Annotated in this window: 10 protein-coding genes; 5 read left to right on the forward strand and 5 right to left on the reverse strand. The window is 57.7% G+C overall.

Annotation, left to right across the window (positions count from 1 at the left end):
* The first annotated feature begins 267 nt into the window (after nt 1-267).
* Nucleotides 268-3,450, forward strand: a complete 3,183-nt coding sequence (locus H8B20_RS06025; protein ID WP_210622628.1) for a dermonecrotic toxin domain-containing protein — start codon at nt 268-270, stop codon at nt 3,448-3,450.
* Between the two features lie 336 nt (nt 3,451-3,786).
* On the forward strand, nt 3,787-5,208 hold the full coding sequence (locus tag H8B20_RS06030; RefSeq protein WP_042560776.1) for an amino acid permease: 1,422 nt from the start codon (nt 3,787-3,789) through the stop codon (nt 5,206-5,208).
* Nucleotides 5,209-5,319: 111 nt separating this feature from the next.
* On the opposite strand, the gene H8B20_RS06035 is transcribed toward H8B20_RS06030, so the two are convergent.
* From H8B20_RS06035 to H8B20_RS06055, 5 genes are all read right to left on the reverse strand, one after another.
* Nucleotides 5,320-6,939 (reverse strand): FMN-binding glutamate synthase family protein, encoded by a 1,620-nt coding sequence (locus H8B20_RS06035; RefSeq protein ID WP_210622629.1) that lies wholly within the window; start codon nt 6,937-6,939, stop codon nt 5,320-5,322.
* Between the two features lie 92 nt (nt 6,940-7,031).
* Complete coding sequence (locus H8B20_RS06040) at nt 7,032-8,429, reverse strand: ATP-binding protein (RefSeq protein ID WP_210622630.1); 1,398 nt, start codon at nt 8,427-8,429, stop codon at nt 7,032-7,034.
* Complete coding sequence (locus H8B20_RS06045; RefSeq protein WP_210622631.1) at nt 8,426-10,240, reverse strand: DAHL domain-containing protein; 1,815 nt, start codon at nt 10,238-10,240, stop codon at nt 8,426-8,428. The genes H8B20_RS06040 and H8B20_RS06045 overlap by 4 nt, the downstream gene beginning before the upstream one ends.
* Nucleotides 10,237-11,160, reverse strand: a complete 924-nt coding sequence (locus H8B20_RS06050; protein WP_080896109.1) for a cytochrome-c peroxidase — start codon at nt 11,158-11,160, stop codon at nt 10,237-10,239. Before H8B20_RS06050 ends, H8B20_RS06045 begins: the two co-directional genes overlap by 4 nt.
* Before the next feature lie 26 nt (nt 11,161-11,186).
* Nucleotides 11,187-13,109, reverse strand: coding sequence for a putative bifunctional diguanylate cyclase/phosphodiesterase (locus H8B20_RS06055; RefSeq protein WP_342345705.1), 1,923 nt, complete (start codon nt 13,107-13,109; stop codon nt 11,187-11,189).
* A 252-nt stretch (nt 13,110-13,361) separates the two neighbouring features.
* Here H8B20_RS06055 and nosR point away from each other — a divergent pair, with 252 nt between their 5' ends.
* The 3 genes from nosR (at nt 13,362) to H8B20_RS06070 (ending at nt 15,890) form a co-directional block, all read left to right on the forward strand.
* On the forward strand, nt 13,362-14,720 hold the full coding sequence (gene nosR / locus H8B20_RS06060) for a response regulator c-di-GMP phosphodiesterase, NosR family (protein ID WP_210622633.1): 1,359 nt from the start codon (nt 13,362-13,364) through the stop codon (nt 14,718-14,720).
* A 72-nt stretch (nt 14,721-14,792) separates the two neighbouring features.
* Entirely contained in the window at nt 14,793-15,227 is a 435-nt protein-coding gene (locus H8B20_RS06065) for an NUDIX hydrolase (RefSeq protein WP_210622634.1), read from the forward strand.
* 24 nt (nt 15,228-15,251) lie between these two features.
* On the forward strand, nt 15,252-15,890 hold the full coding sequence (locus H8B20_RS06070) for a LysE family translocator (protein WP_210622635.1): 639 nt from the start codon (nt 15,252-15,254) through the stop codon (nt 15,888-15,890).
* Nucleotide 15,891 lies beyond the last annotated feature (1 nt).

The raw sequence follows: 15,891 nt of genomic DNA on the forward strand, positions 1-15,891 counted from the left end.
ATTGATCGGACTTGTCTGAAGCTTAGACGGTGGTTGGCGCTGGTGAAAAAATTGTGAGGTTCACAACAGTCGCGAACGAGCCTCAGTCTCATCGCCGACAGTGACGCGCCTGTGATGATCTGATACGCAGGTGTCGAAAGTTATTGCAGGTGTAACTTTTTAAGTTGTTTCTTGTTTTTTGGTTGGTTCTGGTTACAGACGCGTGCTATGTGATTGGAAAGTTTCGTTGTTCACTCGCTACTCAATTCGATGAACAAGGAAAGTTGTATGTTTGTAACTCGCTATTCTCCGGTATCGGCTGTTGGTGTTACCAAAAGTGGTCACGTATCTGCGCTCGCTGAAAACTATGAAGTTGTTAGTTCGGTCACGCCTTTATCGATACAGCAAATGTCGAAAGATAATCTGCGCATGTTGAAAAAGGTCCCGGTAGAACCGCCTGACTGGTTAGCCAGCCTGACGGCCAGACAGCGCACTGATGCGCAACAGCTCATCGAAAATGCTGTTATCGCGCACACCGCATTCAACGAGCGCATGGACGCCGTCAACGCGGCGCATGAGTTTGCTGCGCCTCTGCTGAGGAAGGCTATCAGGGACAAAGTGGGGCTGGACGTCGATGTCAATAAAGTTCGAGTAAATCTGTCTGTCAGCCAACTGGGGGATAACAGAAACCTGTCGAGTGTCACACTGTTGGAAGCGGCGTTACATAATTTTCCGAAAGCCGATATGTGGGTGCACTTCCTTTTCCCCAACTGCTTTACCGTCGACTTAGACGGCAAGGTGATGGATATCAAACTGGATGTTAATGTATTCGTTGGTATATGCCGTCAGCTCGATTTGGGTAAAAAATACCAGGCACATATAAGGGCGGCATTGAAATGGGATGAGCCCCATGGGCGAGAAAGCCTGAATGATCGGTTCGTGGTTTATCAGAAATCGGCTTTGAAGGCCGCGAGTTACGTTGCTCTGTGCAAAAAGGATATCGAACAAAAGCACTATGACGCGCTGGTGGCGATCGTCGAAGGTGATAAAAACGTCAGGATCGATGGAAAACCTGTCTGGTATCGGAGCCTGAGTTTCACGGGCATGCCTGTACACAGCTGCATCATGTTCGAAATCGCCGACCCTGATGACGAAGGGGTCTGGGACGCTTTGTTACCAACGGTCGATGGCTATGCCAAAAACGATTTCATTGCCTACATCCCTGATGATCCCGATCATCCGGTCAAGCATTACAAAACGCTAACGGAGCTAAAGACCCGGTTGATCGAGCAGTTTTTACGACGCGCCGAAAGTGATCCCGCCAAGGCGCCGTCGGCTTATCAGCAATTCTTCAGTCGGTTCATGCGCCATAAGGATCGAGCGAAGTTTTACTACAGTTTTACCGAAGATGTTCCAACTCCGAGTGGCGCCGTGCCGATTTACGATCACCGTATTCGCCAGCAAAAAAAGGACTTCGACTTCCTGTTGCAGTTCAGGGTACTGGACCCTTCCGGAGATGAATGGGCGCAACACTACGACCTGTGGACAACACTGCGCAGGGAGTTCGACAAGCGGATTTTTCAGGATGCCGCCGACGTGATCGTGTCCACTGAAGATGCCGATGGGCGCGATGCTCACTCGCTGCTCGAAACACTTCTGGACGTTGGCCTGGTCGCGCTGAATTTGTTGTCCTTCGCCGTACCGCCGCTGGGTGTGGTGATGCTGAGTATCTCGGCCGTGCAATTGATGTACGAATTGCTCGAGGGTTTCGAGGCGTTGAGCAAGGGCGATAAGGAGGCAGGGTGGGAGCACATCACCGACCTGCTGGAAAACATCGGAGTCAGCGTGGCGACGCTGCCTTTGTTTGTCGGCCTGCATACGGAGTTCACGGCGATTGAAGCCGCCGCGGGGCAAAAGCGGTTGTGGAAGCCAGACCTTGCGCCTTACCGCAGCCATGTGTCGCTGGAGGGTTTGCAGCCTGATGCGCTGGGGCAATATCGGGTTGATGGCAGGCATTACATTCGGCTGGATGATGCTGTTTTCGAGAAAGTCGTCGAGCCGCTCAGCGGGCAGTCACGGATCGCTCATCCGAGCAATCCAGAGGCCTACCAGCCGTTCCTTGAGCAGGATGAGGCGGGTCAATGGCACCATTCGCTTACCCGCTCGCCGAAACCGGACGCAGCGAAGTCCATGGGTTTTGCCAATGACGAGTTTCGTCGGTATGCCATCAAACCGTCCGACATTGGCGACCTGACCCCGAGCGCCAAAGGCATCAGTAGAAGTGCCGACGGGCGCTTTTTCATTCGCAATGTCGACGTCAGAGGCGAGGTGGCTGTGTACGGGGTCAGGTCCGACTTCCTGATCAACAGCGACATCGTCGACGTAGTGATCGTCGATCCCCATACCAATCGGGCTCAGGGATCGCGGCTCATACAAGTCGCTGCGGACCAATGGCAGCCACTGTCTCTGCGCGGCGGCAGTCACCCGGAGGCTGACGTTGAGGGCGAGGTCGTCGGCGACACCGTGAGCGGGGATTTTGTCGGTGAGATTATTGACGAAATACTGGCGACGGCCAGCCCGTCATTGACCCGTGAACGACTGCCGAACGGTCTTTGGGAACCGGTTATCGCGACCGGTGTACAGCGTGGCGCGGAAGGTATCCCACTTGATTGGGGTCCCCGTCATGACGTGCCATTCATTGCCGAACGTACTCAGATCAACAGTGCGTTGTCGGTCTCGGAGTTTTCACGATTACCGATCAATACGGATTTGTTTTCTCCTGTAAGAGTTCGCTACTCGAGCAACGTCGGCGCTCAGTTGGCAAATCGGCAGGGAGGCGCCAGCTTTGTCTTCGAGATGCAGCGTGTCAAATACTCCGCAGCGGTGAAAGGCGAGTTCAACGCGATCAAAATTGTCGACATCGGTGCCGGTGAAATACCTGACCAATCCAATGCGGTGTCAGGTTTCTGGGCACCTCAGGGAGGGTATGTCGATATACCGGCCAATCCGGGGTGGGGTGAACCCGATCACGTATTCACCCCAGGCTTCGGGGGTTGCTCACTGGTGGTTGATCAACTTGAGGAAAATCTGCTGCGCGTCAGGCATGTTGAAGGCGGCAAGGAAGATGCGCAGTACAACAAGCTTGCGGCCCGCGAGCATGGCTGGGGCCAAAGTGCAGCCATGGAGTATCGGGATTACGGGATCGTCGCGGATCAAAACAGTAACCTCGACACCCTGTTGGGTGGTTTTGCCTTTATGAAATATGACCGCAAGAGCGGCGTATGGAATATCCACTATCAGGCCATCTTGGGCACGCCGACTATCTCCCGCTACTCCACTGCCAGGCCGGGCCTGTTTGGGCAGTCGGCATCCCGCGCCACGGTGTTCGAGCGAGTAATGGTCCGAAAATCCATGACCAAACAAGTGGTCACGGCGCTCTCTCCTGGACGCCTCACTTCCACAAAAGCGTAGCCGTCTCGCCGTTGTTTCATGACGGGTGTGGCAATGACGCTGCACCATTGTTGTGCAATACTCGCCGCCGTTTTGGCGGCGAGCTTTCCCTCAGGTCTCAGGTGATGTTTGTCATCATCTGCTGTTAATGCGAGACCTTGCGCTGAATCTTGTGATTTATAGAGTGAAAAGCCCTGCCATAAGCTTTTTATACTGCACGCCCCGCTGATCTCGCAGGTTGTCCTGCGAGACGCGTCCGCCCACGAAGCCGGCGCGGTTTCATTCAAGCCAAGGCCTATCGGCCGAGGCTTCGACTCTCGGTGGTCATATCCAATAACAAGACGAGGTTGTATCCCTATGCCAGTTGGCAATCACCTGCCTCACGGCGAAACCGCTAACGGCGGTCCGCTCAAACGCGAACTCGGCGAACGGCATATTCGCCTGATGGCGCTCGGTGCCTGTATCGGCGTCGGTCTGTTCCTCGGTTCGGCCAAAGCCATCGAAATGGCCGGCCCTGCGATCATGATTTCCTACATTCTTGGCGGTCTGGCGATCCTGGTCATCATGCGCGCCCTCGGCGAGATGGCCGTGCACAACCCGGTGGCCGGGTCGTTCAGTCGCTATGCGCAAGATTATCTCGGCCCGTTGGCGGGTTTTCTCACTGGCTGGAACTACTGGTTCCTGTGGCTGGTGACCTGCGTTGCGGAAATCACCGCCGTCGCGGTGTACATGGGCATCTGGTTCCCCGATGTGCCGCGCTGGATCTGGGCCCTCGCGGCGCTGGTCAGCATGGGCTCGATCAATTTGATCGCGGTGAAGGCTTTCGGTGAATTCGAATTCTGGTTCGCCCTGATCAAAATCGTCACGATTATTGCCATGGTGATCGGCGGCATCGGCATCATCGCTTTCGGTTTCGGCAATGACGGCGTGGCACTGGGGATTTCCAACCTGTGGGCCCACGGCGGCTTCATGCCCAACGGCGTGACCGGTGTGCTGATGTCCCTGCAAATGGTCATGTTCGCCTACCTCGGCGTCGAAATGATCGGCCTGACCGCCGGTGAAGCGAAGAACCCACAGAAGACCATCCCCAGCGCCATCGGCTCGGTGTTCTGGCGGATTCTGTTGTTCTACGTCGGCGCACTGTTCGTGATTCTGTCGATCTATCCGTGGAACGAGATCGGCACCCAGGGCAGTCCGTTCGTGATGACTTTCGAGCGTCTTGGCATCAAGACTGCCGCCGGCATCATCAACTTCGTGGTGATTACCGCTGCGCTGTCGTCGTGCAACGGCGGCATCTTCAGCACCGGGCGCATGCTCTACAGCCTGGCGCAGAACGGCCAGGCGCCGGCCGGTTTCGCCAAGACCGCAAGCAATGGCGTGCCGCGTCGTGCACTGTTGCTGTCGATCGGTGCATTGTTGCTGGGCGTGCTGCTCAACTATCTGGTGCCGGAAAAAGTCTTCGTCTGGGTAACCTCGATTGCGACATTCGGCGCGATCTGGACCTGGGTGATGATCCTGCTGGCGCAGCTGAAATTCCGCAAAGGCCTGAGCGCCAGCGAACGCGCCGCACTTAAATACAAAATGTGGCTGTACCCGATCAGTTCGTACTTTGCGCTGGCCTTCCTGGTGCTGGTAGTCGGCCTGATGGCGTACTTCCCGGACACACGAGTAGCGCTGTATGTGGGCCCGGCGTTTTTGGTCCTACTGACCGTGTTGTTCTACGTGTTCAAGCTACAACCGACCAATGTGTCGCAAGGTGCGGTGCGTTCGGCTTCGTAAGTTGTAAGCGCTGAAACACAAAAGCCCCGGTCGAGAGATCGGGGCTTTTTTGTGAATCAAACAATTGGGACAAATGCGCCGGCCGGTGCGTCAGGCTGGCGCTTTCTGTATTCAGGCCGCCGCCACCTCCTGCGGCTCAAAACTATCCGCTCGGGCCATCTGCCACATCCGCGAATAGAACTCACCGTTCACTTCCCCGCTGAGCAATTCCCCCGGTTTCAAGAACACGTGCAACTGCGAGAACAGCTTGATCTCGGTCGCTGACATGCGTCGTACCAGGTGCTTGGCCGACAGTTGCGAGGGGTGATCGAGGCCGGCGGCGGCGAGCATTTCTGCCAGCGCCTTGAGCGTGTTGCGATGGAAGTTGTAGACCCGCTGCGCCTTGTCGGGCACGACCAGCGCGCGTTGGCGCAGAGCGTCCTGGGTGGCGACGCCAGTCGGGCATTTGTTGGTGTGGCAACTCTGCGACTGGATGCAGCCGATGGCGAACATGAAGCCGCGTGCGGAGTTGGCCCAGTCGGCGCCGATGGCCAGCACGCTGGCGATGTCGAAGGCGCTGACGATTTTGCCGCTGGCGCCGAGTTTGATCTTGTCGCGCAGATTCAAGCCGACCAGCGTGTTGTGCACGAACAGCAGCCCTTCGCGCATCGGCACGCCAATGTGGTCGGTGAATTCCACGGGGGCGGCCCCCGTGCCGCCTTCCTTGCCGTCGACGACGATGAAGTCCGGGAGAATGCCGGTTTCCAGCATGGCTTTGGCGATGCCCATGAACTCCCACGGATGGCCGAGGCAGAATTTGAAACCCACCGGTTTGCCGCCGGACAGTTCACGCAGTTGCTGGATGAAATGCATCATCTCCAGCGGCGTGGAAAACGCGCTGTGGCGTGACGGCGACACACAGTCTTCGCCCATCATGATGCCGCGGGTTTCAGCGATTTCCTTGGTGACTTTGTGCTTGGGCAGGATGCCGCCGTGGCCCGGTTTGGCGCCCTGGCTCATCTTGATTTCGATCATGCGTACTTGTGGGTTCTGCGCCTGGGTGGCGAAGCGCTCCGGGTCGAATCGACCGTCGCTGGTGCGGCAACCGAAATAGCCGCTGCCCAGTTCCCAGGTCAGGTCGCCGCCGTGTTCACGGTGATAGGGGCTGATGCTGCCTTCGCCGGTGTCGTGGGCAAAGTTGCCAAGCTTCGCTCCCTGGTTCAACGCGCGGATGGCGTTGGCGCTGAGTGAGCCGAAGCTCATCGCCGAGATGTTGAACACCGACGCCGAATAAGGCTGCGTGCACTGCGGACCACCGACGGTGACGCGGAAACTGCTCGGGTCGCTCAACGGCGCCGGACGCATCGAATGGCCGATGAATTCGAAACCGGATTGGTACACATCGATCAGCGTGCCGAATGGTTTGTCGGCGCTTTCATTTTTTGCCCGCGAGTAGACCAGTGAACGCTGGGCGCGCGAGAAGGGCAGGGCGTCGCTGTCGGACTCCAGCAAATACTGACGAATCTCCGGGCGGATGCCTTCGACCAGATAACGGATGTTGCCCAAAATCGGGTAGTTGCGGCGTACCGCGTGTGGGCTTTGCAATAGATCGAACAGACCGAGCAGGCTTAGCACGCCAGTGACGGCGGTGATCGGCCACAGCCAGTCATGTTCGAGAAAAGGCAGGCTGGCGAGGGTGAAAATCACGCAGACGGCAAAGAAGGCGTAGCGGCTCAGAAGGGACAGGCTCATACGGTTTCCTTGGTTCGGACTTTGTAGGGCAGGCAGGGATTCTGCGCCAACGTAGAAACCGTGAACAGGGAGACTTTCTGACTATTTCGGCGTCAGGCAACAGACTGACGCAGCGGCAACAGCACACGGAACGTGGTGCCAGCCCCGAGTTCGCTGCGTACCGAAATATCCCCGCCGTGTTTTTTCACGATGCCATAGGACAGGGACAAACCCAGTCCTGTCCCTTGGCCCACCGGTTTGGTAGTGAAGAACGGGTCGAAGATTTTCTGCAAGGTTTCGGGCGCAATGCCTGACCCGTTATCGGTCACTTCGATCCACGCGGCTTCCCCTTGCAGCCCCGTGCGCAGAGTGATGACGCCGCGTTCAGGCCCCATGGCCTGCGCCGCATTGACCACCAGGTTCATGATGACCTGATTGATCTGTGACGGCAGGCATTCGATGTCCGGCAGTTTCTGATATTCCCTGACCACATCGGCCTTGTATTTGAGTTCGCTGGCGACAATGTTCAGGGTCGATTCGATGCCTTGTTGCAGATTGGCCCACTGCCACTGCTGCTGGGTGTCGACCCGGGAGAAATCCTTCAGGTCCTTGACGATCTGGCTGACGCGACCGATGCCCTCCTTGGATTCTCGGATCAGTACGGGAATATCCTCAAGCAGGAAATCCAGTTCGAGGTCTTCGCGCATTTTTTGCAGTTGCGCGGCGGATTCGGGTGGCAGCGTTTGTCCGGCGGCCTGATAGGCGTCGAGCATGCTCAGCAACTGCTGGAAGTAACCGTCCAGCGAACCGAGGTTGGAGGAGATGAAGCCGATCGGGTTGTTGATTTCATGGGCAACCCCGGCCGCCAGTTGTCCGAGCGAGGCGAGCTTTTCTGACTGCACCAACTGACCTTCCAGTTGTTTGCGCTCGTCGATCTCGCGCTGCAAGGCCATGCTGGCCTTCTTGAACTGGACGGTGCGCTGATCCACCAGATGCTCCAGATGATGCATTTGCAATGATGCGCGTTCGGTCATCTGCCACTTGGTCAACAGAGTGTTGGCCATTTGCTGGACTTCAATGTTGTCGAAGGGTTTTTTCAGGATCAGCAGACGGTCGTGAGCCTTCAGGCGATCGAGCAACTCGTCCCAGGAATAGTCGGAATACGCCGTGCAGACGACCACCTGCAATTGCGGGTCCTGCTGCCAAAGGTGTTCGATGGTTTTCGCGCCGTCCCAGCCGTCGGGCATGCGCATGTCGACAAACGCCACGGCATAGGGACATTGCTCCTGCAGGGCGAGGTTGAGTTTGGCCAGTCCTTCCTCGCCACCATAAGCGGAGTCGAGCACGAAATTCGGTCGTTGCGGGCGGGCTTTAGCACCGAACAGCACTGTTTCCATTTCATCCAGTTCTGCCGAGTGCCCCAGGGGCGGGGTGAGAATCTTGCGAAAATCTTCGTGAATCGACGGCATGTCGTCGATCAGCAAAATGCGACGGTTCGACAGTTCGCTCATGCGTTCTCCGTTACGGTGATCAGCGGAAGCTGCAAGATGAATAAGGCACCCAGCCCAGGCCCGTCGCTGTGCGCAGTGAGGTGGCCGTTCATTTCGATCGCCGCCAGCGCGCAACTGTGCAGGCCAAAACCGTGGCCTTCTTTGCGCGTGGTAAAACCGTGAGCAAAGATCCGTGTCATGTTTTCCGGGGCGATGCCTTCACCATCGTCCCGGACGCTGATTTGCAGAAAGGTCTCGTCAACGATTTCCACCCCAAGCATCATTGTCCGAGTGCGGTTGCTGAGGTCGGTCATGGCGTATTTGGCGTTGCTGATGAGGTTGATCAGAATCAGCAGCAGGCGGTGTTTGTCACCCATCACCTGAGGCACTTCACTGTATTGCCTGACGACGGTGACGTGATGGCGAGTCAGCGCGCCGGCATTCATGCGCAGGGCGTCTTCCAGCAGTTCGTCGATGTACAGCGGTTCGGTCATGCTGTTGGCCCCGGCATAGGATTGCTGGGTGGCGACGATGTCCTTGATGTGGTCGACGCTCTTGTTCATCTGGCCCAGCTCATCGGCCATTTCCTGCTGTTCCTTGGCAATTGCGCTGACCAGTTGGTTGAGATAGTCGGGCAGCAATTTGCCCTTGTCGTCTTCACTGAGGAAATGCCCGAGGTCGTTGGGGTGTGCGTTGATCAACTGCATGGCCTTGCCAAGCCCAATTGCCTTGCTGCTGCGCAGTTTTCGCCCGATCAGCTCGCAGGAGATATTCACGCTGTTGAGTACGTTGCCGACGTTGTGCAACACGTTGGTCGCGATTTCAGCCATGCCCGCCTGCCGCGCAGCATCCAGCAGTTCGCTCTGGGCGTTGTTGAGCTCCCGGGTGCGTTCTTCGACCCGTTGCTCCAGCGCATCGTTGGCGTTTTGCAGGGCGTTGTTGACCCGGTGGATCTCGGCGAAGCTGCGGATCAACCGGACGGCCAGCCACAGCAGTGACAGCATCAGCAGTACAGAGAACAGCAGCATGTAGAAGTGGTACTCGCGATCGATTTTTTCGACCCGTTGCTGATCCAGGTTGAGCATGTGGGTAATGTCGTCCAGACGTTCGGCCACGGGAACGACTGCGATGTTTTCCAGCAGTTCGTTGACGACTGGTTGCTCGCGCAAGATCAGCGCGACGTGACTGCTGAGAATTTTCACCGGGGCATGAAACTCTTGCGGCAAGCGTTGCGCGTTAACCGCCAGTTTGTTCAGGCCCACTTCGATGTCCGCGGCCTTGTCGGCAGAGGTGACCTGGGCGAATTCCAGGGCACTGAGCAGCAAGTCGTAGGTGTCGGTGGCGATGTTTTGTACCTGCAGCTTGTCGAGGTCGGACAAGTCCGCCAATTGCGCCTGGATATCATCTTCGGCGGTCGGCAGGAAGGCCAGGGAGTTACGCAACAAGGCGTTGTGTGACTTGAACTGCTCCACCAGGCGAGTCTTTTCCTGCATCGCTTTTAAAAAGCCTTCGTGAGCATCGTTCCATTGCCTGGAGTCCTTGCGCCCATGCCCCGATTCCATTGTGGTGAAACGCTCCCACAGCTGATGCATCTCGATCACCGGAGACACGAGCGGGTCGTAGTTGTGGGAAATCGCCACGCGGGCCTTGAGTATTTCGTTCTCCAACAGGGCGTCCTGTTGGGTGATCTGGCGGATCAGGTCGCGCGATTCGGTGTACGTGACGGTCTGTTCGGAACTGGACTTGAGATAGAGAAACAACAGCGTCGAGGCCAGCAGAATGGCTAGCAGCGTGACCAACAGCAGACTGGTTCTGCGTGACATCTTCTTCATCGCTTGCCCTCCCATTGCCCGGACAGGGTCTTGAGAAACAGGATGATCAGCGCTTTGTCTTCTGCGCTCGGCATACGCCCCAGCTGATACTGGAACATGACGTCCACGGCCCGTTCGAGGTCGGGGGCCGAACCGTCGTGGAAGTACGGCGCGGTCAGGGCGACATTGCGCAGACTCGGCACCTTGAAGACCGCGCGATCAGCTTCGTCGCCGGTGACATTGAATCGTCCCAGGTCAGCTACCGTCGGGTTGCCGCGATCGGCGATGTAATCACCGAATACGCCGAACTTCTGAAACATGTTGCCGCCGATGTTCACGCCTTGATGGCAGGCGATGCAGCCATAGTCCTTGAAGCGTTGATAACCGTACTTTTCTTCAAGGGTGAGGATGTCGGTATTGCCCAAGAGGTATTGATCGAAACGCGACCCGGGAGATAGCAGGGTGCGTTCGTAGGAGGCGAGTGCATTCTGGATATTGGTTTGGGTCACGGCATCCTTGTAGGCGCCGTCGAAGGCCTTGCGGTAGTCGGGATCGTCGGTGATGCGTTGCACGACGGTTTTCCAGTCACCGCCCATTTCGTGGGGGCTGGTGATGACATTGTCGGCTTGCTCCTCCAGAGTCTCGACCCGTCCGTCCCAGAATTGCCGGAAATTGAGGCTGGCGTTGAGCACGGTGGGTGTGTTGAACGCCACCGGTTTTCCATCGAAACCCAAAGACCGGGCACGGGTGTCGGCTCCCCCCTTGTCCAGTTGGTGGCAACTGGCGCAGGACAGCGTGTTGTTCGCCGATAGGCGCGGATCATTGAACAATTGGCGACCCAGCGCGACGCGTTCGCGATTGACGGGAGCCATCTCGGGCAAGGGCTTGAGCGGCTGGTTCAACGGCTCGCTGGCAGCGTTGACACAAACCCCGCTAAACATGAAGACCAGCGCGTAACGCAAAAGAGTCACTGGAGATTGTCCCCCGTGCTGCTCGCCGGACTGTCGCTGGAGCTCGATGGATCGGGCCAGGGCGCCGCAAGCCCTGCGCTCAAAAGCCGGGCAAACGCCGGCGCCGGCAAGGCTTCGCTGAAGTAGAAACCTTGAGCTTCTTCGCAATGCTGATCCTTGAGATATTTCAGTTGCGCTGCCGTTTCCACGCCTTCGGCGATGACGTTCAGGCTCAGGCTTTTACCAAGGCTGATGATCGCGCCGACCAGCGCGGCATCGCTGCTGTCAGTGCACAGACCACGAATGAATGACTGATCGATTTTCAGTACATCGATGGGAAAGCGACGCAGGTAGCTGAGGCTTGAATACCCGGTGCCGAAGTCATCGATGGCCAGCTTGATCCCCAGTGCTTTCAACCGTTGCAACGCGCTCATGGTCGCGTCGACGTTTTGCATCAGCACACTCTCGGTGATTTCCAGCTCCAGCAGGCACGGGGCCAGCCCGGTGTCTGCAAGGACCTGTTCCACGCTCTCGACAAAGTGGCGCTGGCGAAAGTCGATGGCCGAGGTGTTGACCGACATGCGGATCGGCGGCAATCCTGCGGCTTGCCATTGCCGCGCCTGGCGGCAGGCTTCGGCCAACACCCACTTGCTCAGCGGGACAATTAGCCCGCTGTCTTCGGCCACTGGAATAAAGTCTGACGGATAGACCCAGCCATGCCCCGGTTTTTGCCAGCGAACCAGCGCTTCCGCACCAACAATCCGACCACTCTGCAGGGCGATTTTTGGCTGGTAATGCAAGACAAACTCGTTTCGCTGCAACGCGTGGCGAATACCTGATTCGATACTCTGCTGTTCCCGTGCGCGCGCATTCATCGCCTCGATGAAAAAACCGAAATTGTCCGGACTGCTGTCCTTGACGTTACGCATGGCCGTTTCAGCTTTTTTGATCAGGTCGATGGCCTCGATCCCGTCGTCCGGGTAAACGCTCAAACCCATGCTGGCGGTGACGCTGACGTCATGCCCCGCGATCATCTGTGGAGTGCGAATGACGCCCAGCAGTTTTTCGGCGATGCTGCGGGTCTGCTGTGGGTGGTTGATATCGGTGAGGATCACCACGAACTCGTCAGAACCGTAGCGAAAAACCGAGTCCGATCCGCGCACGTTTTTGAGCAACTGCTGACCCACCCGTTTGAGCATTTCGTCGCCGGCCGGATGCCCCAGCGCATTGTTGATGCGTTTGAAGCGATCCAGACCGAGGAACAGCACCACCAGTTTTTTGTCATGGCGTCGGCAGGCAGCAAGGTGCTGAGTCAGGCGGTCACCGAGCAGGGTGCTGTTGGGCAGACCTGTGAGGCTGTCGTAATGCAACAGGTGCGAAACCTTGAGTAATTCGTGGACCCGGGCCTCGATCGTCTGTTCGAGGTTGAACATTTTCAGTGCGGCGTCCTGAGCCAGTTGCCATTTCCAGGTCAGGGCGTTGGCCATCTGACGAATTTCCAGGGCATCGAAGGGTTTTTTCAGGATCAATAACTGATCGCCGAACTCCAGCCGTTCGGCCATGGCCTCCCAGCTGTAGTCGGTGTAGGCGGTGCATAACGCGATTTGCAGGTTCGGATCGGCTTGCCACAGCCTTTCGATGGTCTCCAGGCCATCCCAACCGGGCGGCATGCGCATGTCAATGAAAGCGAGCGCGTAAGGCTTTCCTTGTTCCAGTGCCAGTTGAACCAGTTTCAGCGCTTCCTGCCCCTGATAGGCGGAGTCGAGCTGGAAGGTCAGGTGCGATGCCTGTCGGCTGCCGAACAGCGTCTGTTCCAGGCTGTTCAGATCGGCTTCGCCGCTCGTGTCGGGGGTGAGTATCTTGCGAAAGTCAGCATGAATCGCCGCGGTATCGTCGACGATGAGTATGCGGCGGTTGATCGGCCCGGCTTGCGCACTCACGGCGCCACGCCAGATCCAGACTCGCTCTTGCTCGGGAGCATCCTTTTTCCCTCCTCGCATGCCCGTACGCAGGCCGTTTGTGTCGATCGACCTCTTGAGCATAGTTGGCCGCAGGGCACTTCGCTTGCAGGTGTGTAACCGATGTATTGCGTGAGCCCCGCGAAAATCATCTAGCCTTGCCCTCAAGCGCAGGCAAGTCAGGATGTCTGTCGGCGCACCTGTCAGGTTCACTGTTTCGCTTGAGGCCACCCCATGGACGAACAATCTGCGCCGATTTCACCGTACCGGCCGAAGGTGTTGCTGGTCGATGACGAGGAGTCGATCCTCAACAGCCTGCGGCGCCTGCTGCGCAGTCAGCCTTACGACGTGCTGCTGGCCACCAGCGGTGCACAGGCGCTCGAAATACTGACCCAACAGCCCGTCGACCTGGTGATTAGCGACGCCCGCATGCCCAATATGGACGGCGCTACATTGCTGGCTCACGTCCATGAACTCTATCCGGCGACCACGCGGATCGTGCTTACCGGCTATGCCGATCCTGCGGCGATCATCAAAGCCATCAACGAAGGGCGGATCAATCGCTACATCAGCAAACCCTGGAACGACGATGAAATGCTCGTGACCTTGCGTCAGGCGTTGGAGCATCAGCATTCCGAGCGTGAACGTCAGCGTCTGGAGCAGTTGGCCCAGGTGCAGAACGATCAGCTCAAATTGCTCAACAGCACCCTGGAAAAACACGTCGCCGCGCGTACTGCCGAGTTGCAGCAGACCGCCGACATGCTTGATCTGGCCTACGAGGAACTCAAACACAGTTACGTGACTGGCACCGAAGTGTTTTCTTTGCTGGCCAACCTGCGTCTGCCGCCGGCCAAGCAGACCAATCGGCAGATCATCGAACTGGTGCGCGCCTACTGCAAAATGCACGGGATCGATGAAGCCAGCAGTCGTGACCTGACCATGGCCGCTGCGTTGTACAACATTGGCAAACTGAGCTGGACCGACAACATGATGGTCACCCCCTCGGATTTGCTTCGCCATACCGAGCGCGATCGTTATCGCGGATATCCGAAGCAGAGCGAATCGCTGCTGATGACCCTCGACCCGATGAAGGATGCGGCCCGGTTGATCCTGCATCATCAGGAACGCTGGGACGGCAGCGGCTTTCCGGATCGGCTCAAGGGCGAGGCGATCCCGTTGGGTTCGCGACTGCTGAAGCTGGCGGTGGATTTCGTCGAATTGCAGCGCGGGCTGATTCTCGAGCGGCAAATGAACAGCGACGAAGCGTTGTTATACCTGCGTCAGTACGCCGGCAAACTCTACGATCCCGAGCTGGTCGAGGACTTCATCCAGGTGTGCGCGGCGTTCCTCAGCGATGTGGTGCTGGCCGACCCGGACGTCAAGGTGCTGGGCACACGTGAGCTGGCGGCGGGAATGGTTCTGGCGCGCAATCTGAATGCCGACAACGGCATGTTGCTGCTCAATGCCGGCAAGGTTTTGAGCGAACTGCTGGTGGACAAGCTGATCAGCTTCGAGGCCATGGAGGGGGGCAAATACAAAGTGTTCGTGAAGGTGCCGGAGGAAGTAGAAGGGGCGCTCCATGAACAAAGGTGATGGCATGTGAGGTGACGTTGGCGGGGCAGGCATGGGATCCTTGCGGTTTTTCTCCAGGACCGTGGCTGACCCATGACGTGTGCATCCGCCGTTTCACCTCGCATCATCCACATTGCCGCCGCGCTGTTGCTCAACGCCGACGGCCAGACCTTGCTGGTACGCAAACGCGCCACCACGGCATTCATGCAACCGGGCGGCAAGATCGAAGCCGATGAGTTGCCGGTGCAGGCACTGGCCCGTGAGCTGGAGGAAGAGTTGGGATTGGTCATCGATCCCACGCAGGCAACGTTCCTTGGCCAGTTTTCAGCTCCCGCCGCCAATGAACCGGGATTTGTCGTACAGGCAGAAATCTTTCAACTGACCATCGATGCCGAAGTCTCCCCGGCGGCTGAAATCGAAGAGGTCATCTGGGTCGATCCGGCCATTGATCCGGCGCTCGAACTGGCGCCATTGACACGCGACCTGATCCTGCCGTTTTATCGAGCCTCGCTGACCAGAATCGCCTGATCATTAACGCAAGGGACGCCCGCCATGATCCCGCTTCAAGACTTGCTGATTTTCGCTGCCGCCGCGTTGCTGATGGTCCTCACGCCGGGGCCGAACATGATCTATCTGATCTCGCGTTCGATCTGTCAGGGGCGCAAGGCGGGCGTCACGTCGTTGCTGGGTGTGGTCGCGGGTTTCTTTGTGCATATGTTTGCCGCTGCTGCCGGTCTTAGCGCTGTGTTTCTCGCGGTGCCAATGGCTTATGAAGTGTTGAAGTGGGCCGGTGCGCTGTACCTGCTGTGGCTGGCCTGGCAGGCGCTGAAACCCGGCGCGCGTTCGCCGTTCGAAGCCCGGCAGTTGCCGCCGGATTCGTCGCGCAAACTGATCACCATGGGCTTTCTCACCAGTGCCCTGAACCCGAAAATTGCGGTGTTCTATCTCTCGGTGTTTCCGCAATTCATCAGCCCTGAACACGGCTCGGTGTTCGTCCAAAGCCTCATCCTCGGCCTGACCCAGATTAGCGTCAGTTTCTGCGTCAATCTGCTGATTGCGCTGTTTGCGGCGGGCATTGCTTCGTGGTTCGTGCGCTACCCGACGTGGCTCGCGGTGCAGCGTTATTTCATGGGCCTGGTGCTGGGCGGTCTGGCCATTCGCTTGATGCTTGAGCAACGGCGAGCCGCCTGAG

This window comes from Pseudomonas sp. P42 (assembly GCF_017973755.1).
Classification (GTDB): domain Bacteria; phylum Pseudomonadota; class Gammaproteobacteria; order Pseudomonadales; family Pseudomonadaceae; genus Aquipseudomonas; species Aquipseudomonas iridis.

Coding starts and splice junctions, on each gene's coding strand:
- H8B20_RS06025 (WP_210622628.1), top strand. CDS start 268: ATGTTTGTAACTCGCTATTCTCCGGTATCGGCTGTTGGTGTTACCAAA.
- H8B20_RS06030 (WP_042560776.1), top strand. CDS start 3,787: ATGCCAGTTGGCAATCACCTGCCTCACGGCGAAACCGCTAACGGCGGT.
- H8B20_RS06035 (WP_210622629.1), bottom strand. CDS start 6,939: ATGAGCCTGTCCCTTCTGAGCCGCTACGCCTTCTTTGCCGTCTGCGTG.
- H8B20_RS06040 (WP_210622630.1), bottom strand. CDS start 8,429: ATGAGCGAACTGTCGAACCGTCGCATTTTGCTGATCGACGACATGCCG.
- H8B20_RS06045 (WP_210622631.1), bottom strand. CDS start 10,240: ATGAAGAAGATGTCACGCAGAACCAGTCTGCTGTTGGTCACGCTGCTA.
- H8B20_RS06050 (WP_080896109.1), bottom strand. CDS start 11,160: ATGTTTAGCGGGGTTTGTGTCAACGCTGCCAGCGAGCCGTTGAACCAG.
- nosR (WP_210622633.1), top strand. CDS start 13,362: ATGGACGAACAATCTGCGCCGATTTCACCGTACCGGCCGAAGGTGTTG.
- H8B20_RS06065 (WP_210622634.1), top strand. CDS start 14,793: ATGACGTGTGCATCCGCCGTTTCACCTCGCATCATCCACATTGCCGCC.
- H8B20_RS06070 (WP_210622635.1), top strand. CDS start 15,252: ATGATCCCGCTTCAAGACTTGCTGATTTTCGCTGCCGCCGCGTTGCTG.